The sequence below is a fragment of the Streptomyces sp. NPDC006510 genome, from assembly GCF_040611955.1.
Lineage (GTDB): Bacteria > Actinomycetota > Actinomycetes > Streptomycetales > Streptomycetaceae > Streptomyces.
The window spans coordinates 13,502-37,426 of record NZ_JBEXPH010000049.1 but is presented as its reverse complement, the minus strand read 5'-3'; the positions used below and the strand labels follow the sequence as shown (position 1 = coordinate 37,426).

Here is a 23,925-nt window from a genome sequence, read left to right as displayed (position 1 = left end):
GCACCGTAGCAACGCGGGCGCGAGATGAGAACACGTGGAACAGCCCCTCTGCCGGATGGTGGCAGAGGGGCTGCTCTCAGGTGCGGCCGGGGCGGGGTCAGGCGGCGGGCGTCCCGGAGGGCTGCGGCGTCCCGGAGGCCTCGGGTGCCTCGACCTTCAGCTCGATGACGACCGTGGCGCCGCCCTCGGTGGTGAGGCGCAGCTTGTAGGTGCCCGCGGTGCCGTCGGCGTAGATGGTGGGGAGCTTCAGGGTGCCGTCGGCGCCGGTCTTCAGCTCCGTGAGGGTACGGACCGTCTTGCCGTCGGCGTCCTTGAAGTAGGGGCCCTTGTCGTTCTCGGCCGGTTCCTCGGCGTCGGTGATCATGGTGGCGGTGACGGCGACACCTGCCGCGACCGCACCCTTGTAGGTGGCCTTGACCTCGACGGTGTCGGCGAACTCGGTGCCCGGCGCCGCGGTCAGCGCCTTGTCGTCGGTCCTGGCGATCGCGTCGGCCTGACGGGCGGTGACGGTCGCGTTGTAGGTGACGGGGGGCAGCGAGCGGCCGGTGGCGGCGGCCCGCACCGTGAACTTCCCGGCCTTCTCACCCGCCTTCAGCACCGGGGCGGTGACCGTGCCGTCGGCTCCGGTGAGGAGGGTGACCGCCTTCTTCCCGCCGTCGAAGGCGGCGTCGGTGTCACCGGCGACGGTGAAGGTCACGGAGACCTTGGCGAGCGGGCCGCCGAGGCTGTTCTTGGCCCGCACCTTGATCCGCTCGGCGAAGGCGTCGCCCGTGGTGGCGGTCAGCGTGCCGGTGCCGGCGTTCTCCACGCCCGCGAGGGTCTGCGACGGCGTGGGGGTCGGGGTGGGCTTCGGCGTCGGGCTGGTCGATCCGCCGCCACCGGGCTTCGACGGGTCCGGGCTCGGCTTCGGCTTCGGTTTGGTCGTTCCGGACGGCGAGGGCGACGGGCTCGGGCTGCCGGGACTGCGGTCCGCGCCTGAACCGAGGCCGGGCGGGACGGCGCCGGTTCCGTCGGGGATCTCGTGGGTGCCGCGCTTGTAGTAGTCGAACCACGAGCGGACGGTTCGCAGGTAGGCGTCCGAGTGGTTGTAGCTCAAAACCGCCCGGTCGAGGTCCGCGGCCAGGGACAGATCACGGGAGCCGGCGCAGAGATAGCGTCCGGCGGCGAGCGCCGCGTCGTAGATGTTGTTGGGGTCCTTGCGGCCGTCGCCGTTGCCGTCCTGGCCCCAGGTCGCCCAGGTGGACGGGATGAACTGCATCGGGCCGACGGCCCGGTCGTGGGTCGAGTCCCCGTCGTACGCCCCGTTGTCGGTGTCCTTGATCATGGCGAAGCCGCGGCCGTCGAGGACCGGGCCGAGGATCGGCGAGAACGTGGTGCCGTTCGCGTCGACCCGGCCGCCGCGGGCCTGGCCGGACTCGACCTTGCCGATCGCGGCGAGCAGCTGCCAGGGCAGCCGGCAGGCGGCGTCGCTGCCGGCGACGGTCCGCTCGGCCTTCTTGTACGCGGCCAGGATCGAGGCCGGGATGCCGGATTCCGCGCTGCCGGTGACGGGCAGATTCGTGGACGTGCCCGGCTTGTTGGGGGTGTTCAGCGGGGGCAGGTCCGTGTAGTACGGCGAGTTGCCGGTGGCCGCGCTGTCGTCGGGCGGCGGTGTCGACCCGGTGGCCTGCGGGTCGCCGCTCCCGGTGACCAGTGTGGCGCCGGGGGCCCCCGAGGCGGAGAGCGCCGCCACGGCAACGGCGGCCACAGCGGTCGTGGTCGCCCCCTTGCGAAGCCGGCGACCGAATTGCGCTGCCATACCTCTGGCCCCTCCCCTTCGACGACTGTCCGCGCTCCCCAGCGGCAGGACTCTGGCGACCCTACGGCAACTTGTGCCGCCGGAACACTGTGTCCTGACCGGTTCTTACCTCTTTTTCACGTTCCGGACAGCAAGTTGTACGGCGGTCGTCGGGTGGGCGACGGCGGCTCACGCATACTTGCCGCCATGCCGTTCACACTCAGTCATGCCGCCGCCGTACTGCCGGGGATGCGGCGGGACGGGACGGCGCGAGGGCCGCTGTTCGCCTCGGCCCTCATCGCGGGTTCGTTCGCCCCCGACATGACGTACTACGCGGACACCGCGATCCCCGGCGCCATGGAGTTCGGGCAGGTCACCCACTCGGTGTGGGGCGTGTTCACCGTCGATGTGCTGATCACCGCGGCCGTGGTGGCGTTGTGGCTGCTGCTGCGCGAACCGCTGGTGGCACTGCTGCCGGGACCCTGGCAGGGGCGTGTCCATGCGTTCGTACGGGGACGGCACGGAGCCCGGGGTCTGCGGGAGGCCGGGGGGTTCGTGCTGTCGGCGGCCATCGGGGCGGCCACTCATGTTGTCTGGGACGCCTTCACCCATCACGACCGGTGGGGTGTGCGCCTGGTGCCGGTGCTCGACCGGAGCGTCGGCGGACTCCCGGTGTTCCAGCTGGTGCAGTACGGCAGTTCGGCGGTGGCCCTGGCCGTGCTCGCCTGGTTCACGGCGTCGGGGCTGCGGCGGACCGGGGCGCGCCCGGCACCGCCGTCCGTGCCGGTGCTGGACCGTCGGGGGCGGTGGTCTGCGGGGGTGCTGCTGAGCGTCTGCGTACTGCTCGGTGTCGTCCACCGGTGCGCACGCTGGTACGCGTACTTCGGGCACATCGACACCCCGCTGGACATCATCCCGACCGCCTGCTTCGGCGCCGGGGCGGGGCTGGCGGTGGGCCTGGTGCTGTACGGGGCATGGGTGCGGCTGCGGCGACCGCGCGCGGCCGCACCCGCGACCGCCGGACGGGCGTAGGAACCCGGACCCGCACAGAACCCGGACGGGCTCGGGGACATCGCGCCCCCGGCCCGTCCGGCGCCGTCGGAGCGTCAGTGCGCCGCGGACTCCCAGTCCGTGCCGACGCCCACCGAGACATCCAGCGGGGCGCGCAAGTGCACGGCCGTGGACATCTCGTGCCGGAGGATCTCCTCGACCCGCGCCCGCTCGCCCTCGGCGATCTCCAGCACGATTTCGTCATGGACCTGGAGCAGCATCCGGGACTTCAGCTTCGCCTCGGTCAGCGCCCGGTCGACCTGGAGCATGGCGACCTTGACGATGTCCGCGGCCGTGCCCTGGATCGGCGCGTTGAGCGCCATCCGCTCGGCCATCTCGCGGCGCTGGCGGTTGTCGCTGTTGAGGTCGGGGAGGTATCGGCGGCGGCCGAAGACCGTCTCCGTGTATCCCGTGGCTCTGGCCTCCTCCACCACACGGTGCAGGTAGTCACGCACTCCGCCGAACCGCTCGAAGTAGGTGTCCATCAGGCCGCGCGCCTCGCCCGCCTCGATGTTCAGCTGCTGGGAGAGGCCGAACGCGGAGAGCCCGTACGCGAGTCCGTAGCTCATGGCCTTGATCTTGCGGCGCATCTCCGGGTCGACGGCCGACTTGTCGACGCCGAAGACCTGCGAGGCGACCGTGGTGTGCAGGTCCTCGCCGGAGGTGAACGCCTCGATCAGGCCCGCGTCCTCGGAGAGGTGCGCCATCACCCGCAGCTCGATCTGGCTGTAGTCGGCCGTCATCAGCGTTTCGAAGCCCTCGCCGACGACGAAGCCGCGGCGGATGGCCCGGCCCTCGTCCGTACGGACCGGGATGTTCTGCAGGTTGGGGTCGGTGGAGGAGAGCCGGCCCGTCGCCGCCACCGTCTGGTTGAACGTGGTGTGGATACGGCCGTCCGCCGCGATCGTCTTGACCAGGCCCTCGACCGTGACCCGCAGCTTGGCCTGCTCACGGTGGCGCAGCATGATCACCGGCAGCTCGTGCTCGGTCTGCGCGGCGAGCCAGGCCAGCGCGTCGGCGTCCGTGGTGTACCCGGTCTTCGTCTTCTTCGTCTTCGGCAGGCCCAGCTCACCGAAGAGGACCTCCTGGAGCTGCTTGGGCGAGCCGAGGTTGAACTCGCGGCCGACCGCGGCGTGCGCCTCCTTCACCGCCTGCTGCACCGCACCGGCGAACTGCTGCTCCATGCCTTCCAGATGGGCCCGGTCGGCGGCGATGCCGTGCCGCTCCAGACGGGCCAGCAGCGCGGATGTCGGCAGCTCCATGTCGTGCAGCAGCTCGGCCGCACCCACCTCCGCCAGCCGCGTGGTGAACGCGTCGCCCAGGTCCAGGACCGCGCGGGCCTGCGCCATCAGGGACTCGGCCTCGGCCCGGTCGTCCGCACCGAAGGCCAGCTGGCCGTCAAAGGCCGCGGTGGGGGCCAGCTCACGGCCCAGATACTCCACCGCCAGCGCGTCCAGCGCGAAGGACCGACGGCCGGGCTTGACCAGATAGGCGGCCAGCGCGGTGTCCATCGTGACGCCGTCGACCTGCCAGCCGTGCTCGGGGAAGACCCGCATGGCGCTCTTCGCGTTGTGCATGACCTTGGGCCGGGCCGCGTCGGCGATCCACGCGGCGAACGCCTGCTCGTCGCCCTCGTCGAGCCCGGCCGGGTCGAACCAGGCCGCCGCCCCGTCCGCCGCGGCCAGCGCGACCTCGGTGACCGCGCCGCTGCCCACCGCCCAGGTGTCGACCGTGGCCACACCGAGCGGCTGCCCGCCGTGCTCGGCGAGCCAGGGCGCGAGCTCGCCCGCGCCCAGCACCGCACCGTCCAGCTCGATGCCCGCGGCGGGCGCCGGGGCCTCGTCCTCGGCCGCGCCCGGGTCGACGGCCAGCAGCCGCTCGCGCAGGCTCGGGTTGCGGATCTCCAGGACATCCAGCACACCCGTCACCGCCGTGCGGTCGTACGGGGCGCGCTCCAGGTCCTGCGGGGTCTTCGGCAGCTCCACGTCCCGGACCATCTCGGTCAGCCTGCGGTTCAGCCGCACCGCGTCCAGATGGTCCCGGAAACTCTGGCCGACCTTGCCCTTGACCTCCTCGGCCCGCTCGACCAGCTCGTCGAACGAACCGAACTGATTGATCCACTTCGCGGCGGTCTTCTCACCGACACCGGGGATGCCCGGGAGGTTGTCCGACGGATCGCCGCGCAGCGCCGCGAAGTCCGGGTACTGCTGCGGCGTGAGCCCGTACTTCTCCTCGACCTTCGCCGGGGTGAACCGCGTCAGCTCCGAGACGCCCTTCGTCGGGTACAGCACGGTGACGTTGTCCGTGATCAGCTGGAACGAATCCCGGTCACCGGTGACGATCAGCACCTCGAAGCCGGCCGCCTCGGCCTGCGTGGCCAGCGTGGCGATGACGTCGTCCGCCTCGAAGCCGTCGACCGCGAAACGGTCCGCATGCATCGCGTCCAGCAGCTCGCCGATCAGCTCGACCTGTCCCCTGAACTCGTCCGGGGTCTTCGAGCGGTTCGCCTTGTACTCCGGGAACTCCTGCGAGCGCCACGTCTTGCGGGAGACGTCGAACGCCACCGCGAAATGTGTCGGCGACTCGTCACGCAGCGTGTTCGCGAGCATCGACGCGAAGCCGTACACCGCGTTCGTCGGCTGCCCCGACCCTGTCGTGAAATTCTCCGCAGGCAGCGCAAAGAACGCCCGGTACGCCAGGGAGTGCCCGTCCATCAGGAGCAGGCGCGGTCGGTTGTCTGCCGTCTTCTTCGATGCCGTCTCAGCCACGCCCCCGATCCTGCCACGGACCACTGACATTCCCGACCGGCACGGCTCGCCGCCCGCCCGGTCGGTGCCGCGTGACAGGATCGGAAGAGGAACACGGACACACCGATGCGCACGGCGCACCGGACAGGTCCGCAGTCGGCTCGAAGGGAGCGCGAAATGGCCACCAAGCCGCCCACAGGTGACCCGGTCCAGGACGCACCGCGGGTCGAGCCGGCCCAGCACGCCGCCGCCGGGCTGCCCGCCGTCGCGCACAGCCTGCTCATCGCCCAGCAGCAGATGGGGGTGCGGCGCACCGCGCAGACCCTCCTCAAGGTCAACCAGAAGAACGGCTTCGACTGCCCCGGCTGCGCCTGGCCCGAGGGCGACAAACGGCACACGGCGGAATTCTGCGAGAACGGCGCCAAGGCCGTCGCCGAGGAAGCGACGCTGCGCCGGGTCACCCCCGACTTCTTCGCCGCGCACCCGGTCGCCGACCTCGCCACCCGCAGCGGGTACTGGCTGGGTCAGCAGGGGCGGATCACCCAGCCGATGTACCTCCCCGAGGGCGCCGAGCGGTACGAGGCGGTGACCTGGGAGCGCGCCTTCGCCGTCATCGCCGAGGAGCTGAACGCGCTCGGCTCCCCCGACGAGGCCCTCTTCTACACCTCGGGCCGCACCAGCAACGAGGCCGCGTTCCTGCTCCAGCTGTTCGCCCGCGAATTCGGCACCAACAACCTCCCCGACTGCTCCAACATGTGCCACGAGTCCTCCGGCTCGGCACTGACGGAGACCATCGGCATCGGCAAGGGCAGCGTGTCCCTGGAGGACCTCCACCGGGCGGACCTGATCATCGTCGCCGGACAGAACCCCGGCACGAACCACCCCCGGATGCTCTCCGCCCTGGAGAAGGCCAAGTCGGCCGGCGCGAAGATCATTTCGGTGAATCCGCTCCCCGAGGCCGGCCTGGAACGGTTCAAGAACCCGCAGACGCCGCTCGGCATGATCAAGGGCGCCGCGCTCAACGACCTCTTCCTGCAGATCCGGATCGGCGGCGACCAGGCCCTCTTCCGGCTCCTCAACAAAATGATCCTGGAGACCGAGGGCGCCGTCGACGAGACCTTCGTACGGGAACACACCCACGGTTACGAGGAGTTCGCCCGAGCGGCCCGCGAAGCCGACTGGGCGGAAACCCTCGCCGCCACCGGCCTGGACCGCGACGCCATCGAGGAGGCGCTCGCCATGGTCCTCGCCTCGAAACGCACCATCGTCTGCTGGGCCATGGGCCTCACCCAGCACAAGCACTCCGTGCCGACCATCCGCGAGGTCGTCAACTTCCTGCTGCTGCGCGGCAACATCGGCCGCCCCGGCGCCGGAGTCTGCCCCGTCCGGGGTCACTCCAACGTGCAGGGCGACCGCACCATGGGCATCTTCGAGCGCCCCGCCCCGGCCTTCCTCGACGCCCTCGACAAAGAGTTCGGGATCACCTCACCGCGCCACCACGGCTACGACGTCGTCCGCTCCATCCAGGCCCTGCGCGACGGCGACGCCAAGGTTTTCTTCGCCATGGGCGGCAACTTCGTCGCGGCCACCCCCGACACGGACGTCACCGAGGCCGCGATGCGCCGCGCCCGCCTCACCGTCCACGTCTCCACCAAGCTCAACCGCTCGCACGCCGTGACCGGCACCCGCGCGCTGATCCTGCCGACCCTGGGCCGCACCGACAAGGACGTCCAGGCGAGCGGCAAGCAGTTCGTCACCGTCGAGGACTCCATGAGCATGGTCCACTCCTCGCGCGGCAACCTCACCCCCGCGAGCCCCCACCTGCTCTCCGAGCCCGCCATCGTCGCCCGCCTCGCCCGCGCCGTTCTCGGCCCCGGTTCGAACACCCCCTGGGAGGAGTTCGAGAAGGACTACGCGACGATCCGCGACCGCATCTCCCGCGTCGTCCCCGGCTTCGAGGACTTCAACACCCGCGTCGCACATCCCGGCGGCTTCACCCTCCCGCACGCCCCGCGCGACGAACGCCGCTTCCCCACCGCGACCGGCCGGGCCAACTTCACCGCCGCACCCGTCGAATACCCCGAACTCCCCGAAGGCAGGCTGCTGTTGCAGACCCTGCGCTCCCACGACCAGTACAACACCACCATCTACGGCCTCGACGACCGCTACCGCGGCATCAAGGGCGGCCGCCGCGTCGTCCTGGTCAACCCCGACGACGCCCGCGCACTCGGTCTGGCCGACGGCGCGTACACCGACCTCGTCAGCGAATGGAAGGACGGCGTGGAGCGCCGCGCCCCCGGCTTCCGCGTCGTGCACTACCCGACCGCCCGCGGCTGCGCCGCCGCCTACTACCCGGAGACCAATGTGCTGGTCCCCCTCGGCTCCACCGCCGACACCAGCAACACCCCGGCCAGCAAGTCCGTCGTCGTCCGCTTCGAGAACCCCGGCATGTGATCCTCCGGACAAGCCCTAAGCATCCGCTCAGCCGTCTGATAAGAACGGTGCACACAGCAATGCAGCAGTGAACCATCGCAGACGATCGGAGCCGGACCCATGGGCGAGCACACCGCACCCAAGTTCCCCCAGGAGATCATCGACGAGTACGCCGCACTCGGCGTCGACCTGCCCGCGCTCTTCTCCGCCGGCCACCTCGGCGAACGCATGGGCGTCACCATCGTCGAAGCCTCCGCGGACCGCGTCGTGGGCACCATGCCCGTCGAGGGCAACACCCAGCCCTACGGACTGCTCCACGGCGGCGCCTCCGCCGTCCTCGCCGAGACCCTCGGCTCCGTCGGTTCGATGCTCCACGGCGGGACCTCCAAACTCGCCGTCGGCGTCGACCTGAACTGCACCCACCACCGCGGCGTACGCAGTGGACTCGTCACGGGCGTCGCCACCCCCGTACACCGCGGCCGCTCCACCGCCACGTACGAGATCACCATCACCGACGAACAGGACAAGCGGGTCTGCACCGCACGCCTCACCTGCATGCTCCGCGACGCCCCCCGCCCCGACGCCGCCTGACGGGCCGGAACACAACACACAGCACAACACCGCTGCCCGGCCGGAACGCAATCCGGCCGGGCAGCGCCATACCCGCTCACAACCACCCACGCACTAACCGCAATTGACGACCTGGCACGCCAACTCCCTTGACCGGCGACACCGTTGTGTGGCCCACTCGGCACCCCACACACACACAACACCGCGTCTACCACCCCACCCCCGATGTGACGCTGTGTAACCAGAACCGATCCGCAGACTCCCCCCACGCGGCTCCACGCGCCCGACCCCGCAGCCGCAGGGCGCCTCACCATGCCCGCGCGCACCCCACCGCGCCCACCTCGCGCGACAGCAGCGTGATCGGCTCAAGCCCCTTAGCAGAGCTGCGCGTTCTCAGAATGCGGTCACTTCGCCGTCCGGTAAAAAGCCGTACATGTCAGCACAGCCACCTCAAGCCTTCCTCAACGGCATAACAAGACAGTCACATCCTGCGGCGGACCCATCCCGGACCCCCACACCTGCGCCTAGAGTCACCGCCAGTCACCGCGCCGCCGGGCGCGTCTGCAGCACGGCCCTGTACCACCCAGTACGGCCCGGCGAACAACACGGCACCTCAAGCAGAGGAGGCCGCGCCAGGGAAAGGACCTTTCGTGCGACACCGTTCTTTGCTCATCCTCACCACCGTGCTCACGACCGGAGCACTGACCCTCACCGCCTGCGGGTCGCGCGACGACAGCAAGAAGAACAGCGACGGCGGCGGCACCCAGACCGTCGTCATCGGCGTCGACGCGCCCATCACGGGCGACCTGTCCGCCCTCGGCCTCGGCATCAAGAACTCCGCCGACCTCGCCGCCCAGACGGCCAACAAGGAAAAGACCGTCCCGGGCATCAAATTCGAGGTCAAGCCGCTCGACGACCAGGCACAGCCCTCCGTCGGCCAGCAGAACGCCCAGAAGTTCATCGACGACGAAACCGTCCTCGGCGTCGTCGGCCCCCTGAACTCCGGCGTCTCCCAGTCGATGCAGAAGCCGCTCAACGACGCGGGCCTCACCCAGGTCTCCCCGGCCAACACCGGCACCGAGCTCACCCAGGGCGAGAACTGGAAGACCGGCGACAAGAAGCGCCCCTTCAAGACCTACTTCCGCACCGCCACCACGGACCAGATCCAGGGCGCCTTCGCGGCGAAGTACCTCTTCAACAACGCGAAGATCAAGCAGGTCTACCTCATCGACGACCAGAAGCCCTACGGCGCCGGTCTCGCCGCGTCCTTCAAGAACACCTTCACCACCCTCGGCGGCAAGATCGTCGGCTCCGACCACGTCAACCCCGACGACCGCGACTTCAACGCCGTCGTCACCAAGGTCAAGAAGTCCGGCGCCAAGGCCGTCTACTACGGCGGTGAGTACCCCGCCGGCGCACCCCTGAGCCAGCAGCTCAAGGACAGCGTCCAGATCCCCCTCATGGGCGGCGACGGCATGTACAGCGCCGACTTCATCAAGCTCAACAAGAAGGCCCAGGGCGACATCGCCACCTCGGTCGGCAAGCCCGTCGAGGAACTCGACTCGGCCAAGAAGTTCATCGCGGACTACAAGACCGCCGGATACAAGGACGCCTACGAGGCCTACGGCGGCGGCACCTACGACGCCACCTGGTCGATCATCGAGGCGGTCAAGCTCGCCGTCGCCGAGAACAACGGCAAGCTCCCCGACAACGCCCGCGCCAAGGTCCTCGAAGCCATGGCCAAGGTCAAGTTCGACGGCGTCACCGGCCCCGTCTCCTTCGACGAGTACGGCGACACCACCAACACCATGATGACCGCCTACCAGGTCGACGGCGGCAAGTGGACCTCCAAGCTCAGCGAGGCCTACAAGCCGTAGCAAGCTCCCGGGCCACGCCCGACCCACACCAGACCGCGCGGGAGCGCTACCAGCGCTCCCGCGCGGTGCCATATCCGAACCACTCCACGGAGGCCCTGCGGTGAACGAACTGCCGCAACAGCTGGCCAATGGACTCATCCTCGGCGCGATGTACGGACTCATCGCGATCGGCTACACGATGGTCTACGGAATCATCCAGCTCATCAACTTCGCCCACGGCGAGATCTTCATGATCGGAGGCTTCGGAGCTCTCACCGTGTACCTCTGGATGCCGGCCGGTGTCTCCCTCCTCGCGATCATCCCCCTCATGATCATCGGCGGCGTCATATGCTCCGTCGCCGTCAGCGCAGCCGCCGAACGCTTCGCCTACCGGCCCCTGCGCAACGCCCCCCGACTGGCCCCGCTGATCACCGCGATCGGACTCTCCCTCGCACTCCAGCAGGCCATCTGGAAGTGGTACCCCGACGCCAAGAAGGACCGCTCCTTCCCCCAGTTCAAGGGCGAAGCGATCGACATCTTCGGCGCCCACATCCAACGCGGTGACCTCTTCGTCCTCATCACGGCACCCGTCTGCATGCTCGCCCTCGGACTCTTCGTCTCCAAGACCCGATCCGGCCGCGGCATGCAGGCCACCAGCCAGGACCCCGACACCGCCAAGCTCATGGGCATCAACACCGACCGCATCATCGTCATGGCCTTCGCCATCGGTGCCGCGTTCGCCGCCGTCGCCGCCGTCGCCTACGGGCTCAAGAACGGCCAGATCGGCTTCAAAATGGGCTTCATCATGGGCCTCAAGGCCTTCACCGCAGCCGTGCTCGGCGGCATCGGCAACATCTACGGCGCCATGCTCGGCGGCGTAGTCCTCGGCATCGCCGAATCCCTCGCCACCGGCTACATGAGCAACGTCCCCGGCATGGACCTCTTCGGCGGCGGCGCCTGGAAGGACGTATGGGCCTTCGTCCTCCTCATCATCGTCCTGCTGCTCCGCCCCCAGGGCCTGCTCGGCGAACGCGTCGCGGATCGGGCGTGATACGGATGACCACCAACCACACCACCGCACCCGACCCCGCCTCCTTCCTGCCGATCCCCACGAACGCGGCCCGCATCGGCACCGTCGCGGGCGCCGCCGTCGCGCTCGCCGGCACCTTCCTCGCCTGGACCTGGACCGACGAATTCCCGGGCGACCTCACCGTCACCGGATACCCCGGCGGCCTCCAGGTCCTCACCCTCATCGGCGCCGCGCTCACCCTGCTGCTCGCGCTGTCCGGATACGGCATCCGAGGCCTGCGCTGGCTCACCCCCGGCGGCACCAACAGCCCCGTCCGCCTCCTGGCCCTGGGCACCCTCGGCACCACCGGCTACACCATCGGCGCCATCGCCTACGACCTCGGCGGCATCGTCAACCTGGAACCCGGCGCCTGGGTCAGCGGCATCGGCGCACTCGTCGCCGCCGTCACCGCGCTCGGACTCCCCGGCGACCAACCACTCGCCGACACCGAAACCACCGCCTGGCAGCGCTTCCGCAACAGCCTCGGCGCCCCCCAGGCCCCCCGCGCCAAGGCCCTGCCCTCCTGGGCCGAAATCCTCGTCATCGTCGCCTCGTTCGGCATCGGCCTCTTCGTCTTCGCCTACGGCATCGACACCGACTACACCGAACTCTTCATCGGCTTCCTCATCACCGTCGGCTTCGCCTTCGCCGCACTCCACCGGGCCGGACTCGTCTCCCGCCTCACCGCACTGACCGCGAAGCACCGCAACATCACCCTCGCCGCAGCCCTCGTCGCAGCCGTCTGCTTCCCCTTCACCCAGCAGAAAGAGGAATACGCGCTCATCGGCGCCAACATCCTCATCTTCGGCACCGTCGCGCTCGGCCTCAACGTGGTCGTCGGCCTCGCCGGCCTCCTCGACCTCGGATACGTCGCCTTCCTCGGCGTCGGCGCCTACGCCGCCGCCCTGGTCTCCGGCTCCACCATGTCGGCCATCGGGGTCGAATTCCCCTTCTGGGCCGCCGTCCTCACCGGCGCCGGAGCATCACTCGTCTTCGGCGTCCTCATCGGCGCACCCACCCTGCGGCTACGCGGCGACTACCTCGCCATCGTCACCCTCGGCTTCGGTGAAATCTTCCGCCTCACCGTGAACAACCTCAACGGCAACAGCGGACCCGACCTCACCAACGGCTCCCAGGGCATCCCCAGCATCCCCGACCTCAACTTCTTCGGATTCGACTTCGGACTCAAACACAACATCCTCGGCTTCGACCTCGGCAGGTCCGCCAACTACTACCTGCTGATGCTCGTCTTCACCGCCGTCGTCGTCCTCGTCTTCCGCCGCTCCGGAGAATCCCGCATCGGCCGCGCCTGGGTCGCCATCCGCGAGGACGAAACCGCAGCCACCGCCATGGGCATCAACGCCTTCCGGCTCAAACTGCTCGCCTTCGCCCTCGGCGCCACCCTCGCCGGACTCGCCGGAACCGTCCAGGCACACGTCAACTACACCGTGACACCCGAGCAGTACCAGTTCGCCGGCTCCGTACCCCCCAACTCCGCCTTCCTCCTCGCCGCCGTCATCCTCGGCGGCATGGGAACGCTCAGCGGACCCCTGATCGGCGCCGCACTGCTCTACCTCATCCCGGCCAAACTGCAGTTCATGCAGGACTACCAGCTCTTCCTCTTCGGCATCGCACTCATCCTCCTGATGCGTCTGCGCCCCGAAGGACTGGTCGCCGACCGCCGGAAGCAACTCGAATTCCACGAGAACGACCAGCTCGACGTACCGGAACCCCGACAGTCCGAAGAGACCGGCGCCGGCGTCGCCAAGGCGGGGGCGTGACCACCATGACCACCACGAAGACCGCCACCACCGTCCTCGACGCCAACGGCGTCACCATGCGATTCGGCGGCCTCACCGCCGTACGCGACGTCGACCTCACCGTCAACGCAGGTGAGATCGTCGGCCTCATCGGCCCCAACGGCGCCGGCAAGACCACCTTCTTCAACTGCCTCACCGGCCTGTACGTCCCCACCGAGGGCAAGGTCAGCTACAAGGGCACCGTCCTGCCACCCAAGCCCCACCTCGTCACCCAGGCAGGCATCGCCCGCACCTTCCAGAACATCCGGCTCTTCGCCAACATGACCGTCCTGGAGAACGTCCTCGTCGGACGCCACACCAGGACCAAGGAAGGCCTCTGGTCCGCCCTCCTGCGCCTCCCCGGCTTCACCAGGGCCGAGCACGCCAGCCGCGAACGCGCCATGGAACTCCTGGAGTTCATCGGCCTGGCGGACAAGGCCGACCACCTCGCGCGCAACCTCCCCTACGGAGACCAGCGCAAGCTGGAAATCGCCCGCGCCCTCGCCAGCGACCCCGGACTCCTCCTCCTCGACGAGCCCACCGCCGGCATGAACCCGCAAGAGACCCGCGTCACCGAAGAACTCATCTTCGCCATCCGTGACCAGGGCATCGCCGTCCTCGTCATCGAGCACGACATGCGGTTCATCTTCAACCTCTGCGACCGCGTCGCCGTCCTCGTCCAGGGCGAAAAGCTCGTCGAAGGCACCCCCGACGTCGTCCAGAGCGACGAACGCGTCGTCGCCGCCTACCTCGGCACCCCCTTCGAAGGCGCCCCCGGCGCCGAGGAAGCCGCCGAGGTCGAAGCCGCCGAAGCGGACGCCGCCAGAACAGCCACCACCAGCACCGAGGAGGAGGACACCCGATGACCGCACTTCTGGAGGTCGAGGACCTCCGCGTCGCCTACGGCAAGATCGAAGCCGTCAAGGGCATCTCCTTCACCGTCGAAGCCGGCCAGGTCGTCACCCTCATCGGGACCAACGGCGCCGGCAAGACCACCACCCTGCGCACCCTCTCCGGCCTGCTCAAGCCGGTCGGCGGCCGCATCGTCTTCGACGGCAAACCCCTCACCGACGTCCCCGCGCACAAGGTCGTCTCCCTGGGGCTCGCCCACTCCCCCGAGGGACGCCACATCTTCCCCCGGCTGACCATCACCGAGAACCTCCAGCTCGGCGCCTACCTCCGCAACGACAAGGCAGGCATCGAGAAGGACATCCAGCGCGCCTACGACCTCTTCCCCATCCTCGGGGAACGCCGGAAACAGGCCGCCGGAACCCTCTCGGGCGGCGAACAGCAGATGCTCGCCATGGGCAGGGCCCTCATGTGCCGGCCCAAACTCCTGATGCTCGACGAACCCTCCATGGGCCTCTCCCCGATCATGATGCAGAAGATCATGGAGACCATCGTCGAACTCAAGGCCCAGGGCACCACCATCCTGCTCGTCGAGCAGAACGCCCAGGCGGCGCTCTCCCTCGCGGACCAGGGCCACGTCATGGAGGTCGGCAAGATCGTCCTCTCCGGCACCGGCCCGGACCTGCTCCACGACGAGTCCGTCCGCAAGGCCTATCTCGGCGAGGACTGACACATACGAGAAAGGCCCGCGCCCCGGACATCCGGGACGCGGGCCTTCTTCGTACTCGCGTACGGCCTACTCGGCCGCCTTCTTCTTCTCCTCGGCGTCCTCGATCAACGCCTCGGCCAGCTGCTGCATCGACAGCCGCCGGTCCATCGACGTCTTCTGGATCCACCGGAACGCGGCCGGCTCGGAGAGCCCGTAATCCGTCTGCAGAATGCTCTTCGCCCGGTCCACCAGCTTCCGCGTCTCCAGCCGCTGCGCCAGGTCCGCGACCTCGGTCTCCAGCGCCTTCAGCTCCGCGAACCGCGACACCGCCATCTCGATGGCCGGCACCACGTCGCTCTTGCTGAACGGCTTCACGAGGTACGCCATCGCCCCGGCGTCCCGGGCCCGCTCGACGAGATCGCGCTGCGAGAACGCGGTCAGCATCAGGACCGGCGCGATGGACTCCTCGGCGATCTTCTCCGCCGCGGAGATCCCGTCCAGGACCGGCATCTTCACATCGAGGATGACCAGGTCCGGCCGGTGCTCCCGCGCCAGCTCGACGGCCCGCTGCCCGTCCCCGGCCTCGCCCACGACCGCGTAGCCCTCTTCCTCCAGCATCTCTTTGAGGTCGAGACGGATGAGCGCCTCGTCCTCGGCGATGACGACGCGGGTCGTCAGCGGCGGAACGTGCGACTTGTCGTCGTCGGCAGCGGGCTGGGGCGACTCGGGGGCGGTCACGGGGCTCCTTGTTCTGGGGCAGGTGCAGCTCCCTTGAGCCTACCCACCTGCGGTATGGTGGTCGCGCAGCGGGTCGAAGAGCGCCTTCGATTCTGTGAGCCCCGGTAGCCCAATTGGCAGCAGGCAATGGATTCAAAACCCATACAGTGTCGGTTCGAATCCGACTCGGGGCACTTTCCTTCGATTCCAAGGCCGCCGAAGAATAGCAGAACTTCACATGAACGTGTGAATGCCAGCCTATTCCGCCTCCAGGTTGTGAAGATCCAGACAGGCTCGGCCTGGTGTACGACCTTGATACGCGCAAGCGCGCCCTGGCCCTCATCGCGCAGGGCTTCAGCCAGAACTCCGTAAGCAAGCAGACCGGTATCTCTCGCGCCGCAATCCGTTCGTGGCAGACGCGCACAGAGCCTCTCGGCCGGAGCCTCACTGCGCACTGTCCGCGGTGCGGCGACATGCCGAATGATCCGGAACACCCCACCGCGTACGCCTACTTGCTCGGCCTCTATCTCGGCGACGGCTGTATCGGCTCCAGTAAAAGGGGCGTGTACTTCCTCCGGATCGCTTGCGCCGACAGCTGGCCGGGCCTCATCGATGCTTGCGCCGAAGCCATGCAGCTCGTGCGTCCCGGTAACAAGGTGTTCCGAGTCCAGCGACAGGGTGCCAGAACGTGACCTGCTACAGCAAGCACTGGCCTTGCCTCTTCCCCCAGCACGGCCCCGGCAAGAAGCACGACCGCGCGATCTCTCTTGAGCCCTGGCAACAGCAGATCGTGCGCATCCACCCCTGGGAGTTCATCCGCGGTCTGATCCACTCCGACGGATGCCGAGTCACCAACTGGACCACGAGACTCATCGGCGGCGAGCAGAAGCGCTACGAGTGCCCCCGGTACTTCTTTACGAACTTGCCGGCCGACATCCTGGGACTCTTCACCGATGCCCTGGACCTCGTCGGCGTTCATTGGAAGCAGGCCAACAGGCAGAACATCTCCGTCGCCCGACGGGCGTCCGTCGCGCTGATGGACGCCCACGTCGGGCCGAAGTACTGACGACCGGCCTACTTCGGGCTGTCGTCCTCGCCGATGCGGTGCACCCGCACCAGGTTCGTCGAGCCCGGGACGCCCGGCGGGGAGCCGGCCGTGATCACCACGACGTCGCCCTTCTCGCAGCGGCCGATCTTCAGCAGCTCCTCGTCGACCTGGGCGACCATCGCGTCCGTCGAGTCCACCTGCGGGCCGAGGAAGGTCTCGACGCCCCAGGTCAGGTTCAGCTGGGAGCGGGTGGCCGGGTCCGGGGTGAAGGCGAGGAGCGGGATGGGTGAGCGGTAGCGGGAGAGGCGCCTGACCGTGTCGCCGCTCTGGGTGAAGGCGACCAGGAACTTCGCGCCCAGGAAGTCACCCATCTCGGCCGCCGCGCGGGCCACCGCGCCGCCCTGGGTGCGGGGCTTGTTGCGGTCGGTCAGGGGCGACAGGCCCTTGGTGAGGATGTCCTCCTCGGCGGCCTCGACGATGCGGGACATCGTGCGGACCGTCTCGACGGGGTACTTGCCCACACTGGTCTCGCCGGAGAGCATCACCGCGTCCGTGCCGTCGATGACGGCATTGGCGACGTCGGAGGCCTCGGCGCGGGTGGGGCGGGAGTTGTCGATCATCGAGTCGAGCATCTGGGTGGCGACGATGACCGGCTTGGCGTTGCGCTTGGCGAGCTTGATCGCGCGCTTCTGGACCATCGGCACCTGCTCCAGGGGCATTTCGACCCCGAGGTCGCCGCGGGCGACCATGATGCCGTCGAAGGCGGCGACGATGCCGTCGATGTTCTCGACGGCCTGGGGCTTCTCCACCTTGGCGATGACGGGGAGGCGGCGGCCCTCCTCGTCCATGATGCGGTGGACTTCCTCGATGTCGCGTCCGCTGCGCACGAAGGAGAGGGCGATGATGTCGGCGCCGGTGCGCAGGGCCCAGCGGAGGTCCTCGATGTCCTTCTCGGAGAGCGCGGGGACGGATACGGCGACGCCGGGGAGGTTGAGGCCCTTGTGGTCGGAGACCATGCCGCCCTCGACGACGGTGGTGTGGACGCGGGGGCCGTCGACCTCGGTGACTTCGAGGGTGACGCGGCCGTCGTCGACGAGGATGCGTTCGCCGGTGGTGACGTCGGCGGCGAGGCCGTCGTAGGTGGTGCCGCAGGTGTGGCGGTCGCCTTCGACGGGTTCGACGGTGATGGTGAAGCTGTCGCCGCGTTCAAGGAGTACGGGGCCTTCGCGGAAGCGTCCGAGGCGAATCTTCGGGCCTTGAAGGTCGGCGAGGATGCCGACGCTGCGTCCGCTCTCGTCGGAGGCCTTGCGTACGTGGTGGTACCGCTCTTCGTGTTCGGCGTAGGTGCCGTGGCTGAGGTTGAGGCGGGCGATGTCCATTCCCGCTTCGACCAATGCCTTGATCTGCTCATAAGTGTCGACGGCGGGGCCCAGGGTACAAACGATTTTTGCTCGGCGCATGGTTCGACCCTAGACCTTACCTACGGGTAGTGAATCGGTGTGCCGTGACTGCTCAACGACCTTTGGATGAAGGGTTATTGACAAGTGTTGAATTGTGCGGCGGAGTGCTCGGATGAGCATTCTTCTCTACAGTTTTGGCGGTGACATGATGAAGCGGGCGTTGACCTGGGCGTAGACGGTCTGGCGTTGTGGTTCGAGGTCGAGGGCGGGGGCGGGGGCGGAACCGGGTGCCGCTGCGCCGAAGGCGGCGCCGCGCATGGCGCCGGGTGCGGCGGGGGCCGGCGGGGCGGTGTTCTCCGCGCCGAGGTCGGCGAGTTCGACGAGTGCGGTGAGCTGGGCGCCGAGGGCGTCGGCGTATTCGCGGGCGCGCTGGACGGCTTCGCGGACGGCCTGGCGGCGGGCGTCCGCGTGGGCCGGCGAGCCGGGGCGCAGTCCCCACCAGGGGCCGTTGACCCGAGTCATTTCGAGGTCGGCGATTCGGGTGGTGAATTCTCCCAGTGCGGTGAAGTCGTTGAGGACAGCGGTGATGTGGACGCGGCCGTGGTACGCGCGGACCTTCTCGTTGCGGCTCTGCGGGGTGAGTTCGGGCGTGATGGAGAATGCGCCGGTTTCGAGTTTTTCTATCGCTTGTCCGTAGGAACGGGCGAGTTCGAGGACGTGGTTGTTGCGGCGGGTGAGGTCTTCGAGGGCGTTGCGGCGGTCCTTGCCGCGGGCGGTGACGGTGATGCCGACGCGGGCGATTTCCGGGTCGACTTCGAGGCGGGCGTCGCCCCGGACGGCGACGCGGGGGTGCTCGGGGGTGCCGTAGGACGGTGGGGTGCTGGTCATGGGTCCACTGTCGCATCCGGGTCCGACAGCCGGTGGTCATCAGATCGAAACCCGCAAGGGGTGTTGCCGGGTGTGGCTCCTGGGTCATTATCTACGCGCGTTGTGTGCGGCGGGTGTCCTGGCTGATCGAGATCCCGGCCGTGCGCGAACCGAACTGCGTGAGAACTGAGATGTGGGAGACGAAATGCCGCTGAACCGTAGGACGTTCCTGGGCACATCGGCGGCCGCCGGTGCGGGCGTGGCGATCGCGGGGGGCTCCGCGGTGCCCGCCGCGGCCCATGGCCATGGGCACGGCCACGGGCGTCCGCCGAAGCGGTACTCGTTCACGGTGATGGGCACCACCGATCTGCACGGGAACGTCTTCAACTGGGACTACTTCACGGACAAGGAGTTCGACGACAAGGCGCACAACGATGTCGGTCTGGCGAAGATCTCGACGCTGGTGGATCAGGTACGCCGGGAGAAGGGCCGCCGCAACACGCTGTTGATCGATGCGGGCGACACGATCCAGGGCACCCAGTTGTCGTACTACTACGCCAAGATCGACCCGATCACGGCGAAGCGTGGTCCGGTGCATCCGATGGCTCAGGCGATGAATGCGATCGGGTACGACGCCGCGGCGCTCGGCAACCACGAGTTCAACTACGGCATTCCGGTGCTGCGGAAGTTCGAGGAGCAGTGCGACTTCCCGCTGCTGGGTGCGAACGCGCTGGATGCGAAGACGCTGCGGCCGGCGTTCGCCCCGTATGTGATCAAGCGGATGCGTACGCCGCACGGTCCGGATGTGAAGGTCGCGATCCTGGGGCTGACCAATCCGGGTATCGCCATCTGGGACAAGGCGAACGTCAGCGGGAAGATGGTGTTCCCGGGGCTGGAGGAGCAGGCGGCGAAGTTCGTGCCGCGGCTTCGCTCCATGGGTGCGGATGTGGTGATCGTTTCGGCGCACTCGGGCAGCAGTGGCACGTCGTCGTACGGTGATCAGATCCCGTACGTCGAGAACGCGGCCGGTCTGGTGGCCGAGCAGGTTCCGGGGATCGACGCGATTCTGGTCGGGCACGCGCACCAGGAGATCCCCGAGTATTTCGTGGAGAACAAGCAGACCGGCAAGAAGGTGGTGCTCTCCGAGCCGTTGAAGTGGGGGCAGCGGCTGACGCTGTTCGACTTCGATCTGGTGCGGGAGAAGGGCCGCTGGGTGGTGGAGAAGGCGGGTTCGCAGGTGCTGAACTCCAACACCGTGGCGGAGGATCCCGGGATCACGCGGCTGCTGGCGGACGAGCACAAGAAGGTTGTGGCGTACGTCAACCAGGTCATCGGTACGTCGACGGCGGCGATGACGACGGAGGAGGCCGCCTGGAAGGACGAGCCGATCATCGACCTGATCAATGTGGTCCAGGCGGAGACGGTGAAGGCGGCGCTGGCGGGTGGCGCGTACGCGGCGCTTCCGGTTCTGTCCCAGGCGTCGTGCTTCTCGCGTACGGCGCGGATCCCGGCCGGGAATGTGACGATCAAGGATGCGGCGGGTCTGTATCCGTTCGAGAACACGCTTGAGGCGCGGTTGTTGACCGGTGCGCAGCTGAAGGACTATCTGGAGTTCTCGGCGCGGTACTACGTGCAGACTCCGGTGGGTGCGCCGGTGGATACGGCGAAGTTGACGAACGCGGACAACATCCCGGATTACAACTATGACGCGGTGTCGGGTCTGACGTATGAGATCGACATCGCGAAGCCGAATGGTTCGCGGATCGTCAATCTCTCGTTCGGGGGGAAGCCGATCGACCCGGCGGCGGAGTTCGTGCTGGCGGTGAACAACTACCGGGCGAGTGGTGGCGGGAACTTCCCGCATGTCGCGGGCGCGAAGCAGTTGTGGGCGAACTCGGAGGAGATCCGTAACACGATCATCGCCTGGGTGCAGGCGAAGGGTTCGGTGGACGGTGCGCAGTTCGCGTCGGTGGACTGGCGTCTGACGCGTGAGGGCACGTCGGTGTTCTAGGGCTGTCCGGCGGTGTCGTCGTGGGGCGGCCGTCTTCTCCTTCGGGAGGGGGCGGCCGCCTTCTTTGTGGGGGTGGGTGTCAGTTGTTCTGGGCGAGGGGGATGAGGTCGGGTCCTTGGGTGGGGACGCGGGGGTTCTGTGGGGTGAGGCCGAAGGTGGTGAAGGCGGTGCGTTCGGGGAGCGGGTAGGGGTTGGTGCCGGTGAGGTCGTTGAGGATGGTGGCGCTGCGCCAGGCGGCGAGTCCGAGGTCGGGGGCGCCGACGCCGTGGGTGTGGCGTTCGGCGTTCTGTACGTAGACGTTGCCGGTGACGGTGGGGTCGAGGACGAGGCGGAATCGGTCGTCGATGCGGGGGCGTTCGGAGGCGTCGCGGCGCATGTGGGGGTCGAGGCCGGTGAGGATGCGGTCGAGGGAGCGTTCGCGGTAGCCGGTGGCGAGGACGACGGCGTCGGTGGTGAGGCGGGAGCGGGTGTTCTGCTGGGTGTGTTCGAGGTGGAGTTCGATGCGGGTGTTGGCGACGCGTCCTGCGGTGCGTACGGAGACGCCGGGGGTGAGGGTGGTGTCGGGCCAGCCGCCGTGGAGGGTGCGGCGGTAGAGCTCGTCGTGGATGGCGGCGATGGTGTCGGCGTCGATGCCTTTGTGGAGTTGCCACTGGCGAGGGACGAGTTCGTCCCGTACGGCTTCGGGGAGGGCGTGGAAGTAGCGGCTGTAGTCGGGGGTGAAGTGTTCGAGGCCGAGTTTTGAGTACTCCATGGGGGCGAAGGCCTGGGTGCGGGCGAGCCAGTGGAGGTTTTCGTGGCCCTGGGGGCGGGCGCGGAGGAGGTCGAGGAAGATTTCGGCGCCGGACTGTCCGGAGCCGATGACGGTGATGTGGGTGGCGTCGAGGAGTTCTTGGCGGTGGTCGAGGTAGTCGGCGGAGTGGATGACGGGGACGTTCTCGGCTTCGGTGAGGGGTTTGAGGGGTTCGGGGATGTAGGGCTCGGTGCCGATGCCGAGGGCGATGTGGCGGGCGTGGGCGCGGCCGAGCGCTTCGGCTTCGCCTTGGCTGTCGAGCTGGGTGAAGTCGATTTCGAAGAGCTTGCGTTGGTTGTTCCAGCGGACGGCGTCGACCTGGTGGTCGAAGTGGAGGCCGGGGAGCCGGTCGGTGACCCAGCGGCAGTAGGCGTCGTATTCGGCGCGTTGGATGTGGAAGCGTTCGGCGAAGTAGAAGGGGAAGAGTCGGTCGCGGCTGCGCAGGTAGTTGAGGAAGGTCCAGGGGCTGGTGGGGTCGGCGAGGGTGACGAGGTCGGCGAGGAAGGGGACTTGGAGGCTGGCTCCGTCGATGAGGAGGCCGGGGTGCCAGTGGAAGGCGGGGCGTTGTTCGTAGAAGGCGGTGGTGAGGGGTTGGGGGTCGGCGGGGACGCCGTGGGCGAGGGCGGCGAGAGAGAGGTTGAAGGGGCCGATGCCGATGCCGATGAGGTCGTGCGGCCGGTCGGTGTCGGGGGTGGGGAGGTCGGTCATCGGGGGGTGTTGCCTTCCGCGAGGTCGTTGGTGAGTTGGTTGACGAGGTCGAGGAGTGAGCGGAGGTGTTGGGGGGTGGTGTGGGGGTTGAGGAGGGTGGCTTTGAGCCAGAGGCGGTTGTCGGTGTGGGCGCGGCCGAGTACGGCCTGGCCGCGGGTGAGGAGGGTGCGGCGGATGGTGGCGACGGTGTTGTCGTCGGCGTCGGTGGGGCGGAAGAGGACGGTGCTGATGGTGGGGCGGTCGTAGAGGTCGAGGGTGGGGGTTCGGGCGATGAGGTCGGCGAATTGTTGGGCGGTGGCGAGGGTGCGGTCGATGAGGTCGGCGAGTCCGTTGCGGCCGAGTGCCTGGAGGGTGACGGCGATCTTGAGGGCGTCGGGGCGTCGGGTGGTGCGCAGGGAGCGGCCGAGGAGGTCGGGGAGGCCGGCTTCGGTGTCGTCGTCGGCGTTGAGGTAGGGGGCTCGGTGGTGGAGCGGGTCGAGGTGGTGGCGGTGGGGGACGGCGAGGATGCCCGCGGGCGCGGGTTGCCAGCCGAGTTTGTGGAGGTCGAGGGTGACGCTGTGGGCGCGGTCCAGGCCGTGGACCTTGCCCCGGTGGGTGGGACTGAGGAGGAGGGGGCCGCCGTAGGCGGCGTCGATGTGGAGTTCGGCGCCGTGGGCGGTGCAGAGCTCGGCGATGTCGGCGAGTGGGTCGATCCGGCCGGTGTCGGTGGTGCCTGCGGTGGCGGTTACGAAGAGGGCACGGTGGGGGCGGTGGTGCCGGGTGAGGGCCACTTCGAGTGCGGCGAGGTCCATGACGCCGGTGGGGGCGGGGATGACGACGGGTTCGGGAAGTCCGAGGAGCCAGGCGGCGCGGGTGATGCTGTGGTGGGCGTTGGCGGCGCAGATGGTCTGTACGGGGCCGTTGCGTTCGCGGGCGAGGAGGAGGGCGAGCTGGTTGGCCTCGGTGCCGCCGGTGGTGATGAGTGCGTCGGGGGTGGGTCGGTGGGGGTAGACCTCGGCGGCCAGGGCGGCGGTGATGTCGGCTTCGAGGGCGGAGGCGGCGGGGGCCTGGTCCCAGGAGTCCATGGAGGGGTTGAGGGCGGAGGCGGCGAGGTCCGCCGCGGCGGCGAGGGCGAGGGGTGGGGTGTGGAGGTGGGCTGCGCAGAGGGGGTCCGCGGGGTCTGCGGCGCCTTCGGTCAGGGCGGTGACGAGGGTGCGCAGGGCGTGGTGGGGGCCGGTGCCGTGGTCGGGGATGACGGGGTGGGTGGCGGTGCGCATCCGTGGGGTGACGGCGTCGGGGCCGCCCGCGGGCAGGGGGCCGTCCCGTCGGTGGGCTCCGTCGTGGAGTGCGGTGAGGACGGTGTCGACGAGGGGGCGCAGGGCGGTGGGACCGGTGGTGGTTCCGGCGAGGGGTGGGGGCGGAAGTGGGGTGGGCATGGTGTTGGGCCCTTCGGGTGCGCGTGGCCGGGCATGGGTGGACATGCCAGCTTGTCGGGGTTTCCGGGGGCGCGGCCGTGGAGCTGCGGGATGTGAACTCGAAAGGGGGA

At 68.8% G+C, this 23,925-nt stretch carries 16 protein-coding genes, 1 tRNA gene and 1 pseudogene; 11 read left to right on the top strand and 7 right to left on the bottom strand.

From position 1 onward, the window contains the following. Window positions 1–97 precede the first annotated feature (97 nt). Window positions 98–1,798 carry a lytic transglycosylase domain-containing protein gene (locus ABZY11_RS17430; RefSeq protein ID WP_356479947.1) on the bottom strand — a complete coding sequence of 567 codons (1,701 nt, stop codon included), beginning with the start codon at window positions 1,796–1,798 and terminating at the stop codon, window positions 98–100. A gap of 186 nt (window positions 1,799–1,984) precedes the next feature. Between ABZY11_RS17430 and ABZY11_RS17425 the strand changes: the two genes are divergently transcribed. Beyond that, entirely contained in the window at window positions 1,985–2,809 is an 825-nt protein-coding gene (locus tag ABZY11_RS17425; RefSeq protein ID WP_356479946.1) for a DUF4184 family protein, read from the top strand. A gap of 74 nt (window positions 2,810–2,883) precedes the next feature. Here the strand turns inward: ABZY11_RS17425 and polA are convergent, their stop codons facing one another. After that, the gene (polA, locus tag ABZY11_RS17420; protein WP_356479945.1) at window positions 2,884–5,595 is read right to left on the bottom strand and encodes a DNA polymerase I; all 2,712 of its coding nucleotides are present in this window, start codon (window positions 5,593–5,595) and stop codon (window positions 2,884–2,886) included. Window positions 5,596–5,751: 156 nt separating this feature from the next. Here polA and ABZY11_RS17415 point away from each other — a divergent pair, with 156 nt between their 5' ends. The 7 genes from ABZY11_RS17415 to ABZY11_RS17385 all read left to right on the top strand — a co-directional run bounded on the left by ABZY11_RS17415 (window position 5,752) and on the right by ABZY11_RS17385 (window position 14,880). After that, complete coding sequence (locus tag ABZY11_RS17415; protein ID WP_356479944.1) at window positions 5,752–8,028, top strand: FdhF/YdeP family oxidoreductase; 2,277 nt, start codon at window positions 5,752–5,754, stop codon at window positions 8,026–8,028. A 99-nt stretch (window positions 8,029–8,127) separates the two neighbouring features. Further along, window positions 8,128–8,598 carry a hotdog fold thioesterase gene (locus ABZY11_RS17410; protein ID WP_356479943.1) on the top strand — a complete coding sequence of 157 codons (471 nt, stop codon included), beginning with the start codon at window positions 8,128–8,130 and terminating at the stop codon, window positions 8,596–8,598. Between the two features lie 644 nt (window positions 8,599–9,242). Next, window positions 9,243–10,454: a branched-chain amino acid ABC transporter substrate-binding protein gene (locus tag ABZY11_RS17405; RefSeq protein WP_356479958.1), complete on the top strand. Its 1,212-nt coding sequence runs from the start codon at window positions 9,243–9,245 to the stop codon at window positions 10,452–10,454. Window positions 10,455–10,554: 100 nt separating this feature from the next. Then, a complete protein-coding gene (locus ABZY11_RS17400; RefSeq protein WP_356479942.1) occupies window positions 10,555–11,484 on the top strand; it encodes a branched-chain amino acid ABC transporter permease in 930 nt (309 codons plus the stop codon). A gap of 5 nt (window positions 11,485–11,489) precedes the next feature. After that, a complete protein-coding gene (locus ABZY11_RS17395) occupies window positions 11,490–13,283 on the top strand; it encodes a branched-chain amino acid ABC transporter permease (RefSeq protein ID WP_356479941.1) in 1,794 nt (597 codons plus the stop codon). Next, on the top strand, window positions 13,280–14,167 hold the full coding sequence (locus tag ABZY11_RS17390; RefSeq protein WP_356479940.1) for an ABC transporter ATP-binding protein: 888 nt from the start codon (window positions 13,280–13,282) through the stop codon (window positions 14,165–14,167). The genes ABZY11_RS17395 and ABZY11_RS17390 overlap by 4 nt, the downstream gene beginning before the upstream one ends. Further along, entirely contained in the window at window positions 14,164–14,880 is a 717-nt protein-coding gene (locus ABZY11_RS17385) for an ABC transporter ATP-binding protein (protein ID WP_356479939.1), read from the top strand. The genes ABZY11_RS17390 and ABZY11_RS17385 overlap by 4 nt, the downstream gene beginning before the upstream one ends. Window positions 14,881–14,946: 66 nt before the next feature. Here the strand turns inward: ABZY11_RS17385 and ABZY11_RS17380 are convergent, their stop codons facing one another. Next, the gene (locus ABZY11_RS17380) at window positions 14,947–15,597 is read right to left on the bottom strand and encodes a response regulator (RefSeq protein ID WP_356479938.1); all 651 of its coding nucleotides are present in this window, start codon (window positions 15,595–15,597) and stop codon (window positions 14,947–14,949) included. 98 nt (window positions 15,598–15,695) lie between these two features. On the opposite strand from ABZY11_RS17380, the gene ABZY11_RS17375 reads away from it, so the two are divergent. Next, window positions 15,696–15,770: transfer RNA gene (locus ABZY11_RS17375), tRNA-Leu, on the top strand. A 108-nt stretch (window positions 15,771–15,878) separates the two neighbouring features. After that, a pseudogene (locus ABZY11_RS17370) lies at window positions 15,879–16,642 on the top strand (transcriptional regulator). 8 nt (window positions 16,643–16,650) lie between these two features. Here ABZY11_RS17370 and pyk read toward each other — a convergent pair. Beyond that, window positions 16,651–18,084 (bottom strand): pyruvate kinase, encoded by a 1,434-nt coding sequence (gene pyk, locus ABZY11_RS17365; RefSeq protein WP_356479937.1) that lies wholly within the window; start codon window positions 18,082–18,084, stop codon window positions 16,651–16,653. A 126-nt stretch (window positions 18,085–18,210) separates the two neighbouring features. Next, a complete protein-coding gene (locus tag ABZY11_RS17360) occupies window positions 18,211–18,912 on the bottom strand; it encodes an SIMPL domain-containing protein (RefSeq protein WP_356479936.1) in 702 nt (233 codons plus the stop codon). A gap of 184 nt (window positions 18,913–19,096) precedes the next feature. On the opposite strand from ABZY11_RS17360, the gene ABZY11_RS17355 reads away from it, so the two are divergent. Continuing rightward, window positions 19,097–20,902, top strand: a complete 1,806-nt coding sequence (locus ABZY11_RS17355; RefSeq protein ID WP_356479935.1) for a 5'-nucleotidase C-terminal domain-containing protein — start codon at window positions 19,097–19,099, stop codon at window positions 20,900–20,902. A gap of 79 nt (window positions 20,903–20,981) precedes the next feature. Here the strand turns inward: ABZY11_RS17355 and ABZY11_RS17350 are convergent, their stop codons facing one another. Both ABZY11_RS17350 and ABZY11_RS17345 read right to left on the bottom strand, forming a co-directional pair. Further along, a complete protein-coding gene (locus tag ABZY11_RS17350; protein WP_356479934.1) occupies window positions 20,982–22,400 on the bottom strand; it encodes a SidA/IucD/PvdA family monooxygenase in 1,419 nt (472 codons plus the stop codon). Beyond that, on the bottom strand, window positions 22,397–23,815 hold the full coding sequence (locus ABZY11_RS17345) for an aminotransferase class V-fold PLP-dependent enzyme (protein WP_356479933.1): 1,419 nt from the start codon (window positions 23,813–23,815) through the stop codon (window positions 22,397–22,399). The genes ABZY11_RS17350 and ABZY11_RS17345 overlap by 4 nt, the downstream gene beginning before the upstream one ends. Between the last annotated feature and the right edge of the window lie 110 nt (window positions 23,816–23,925).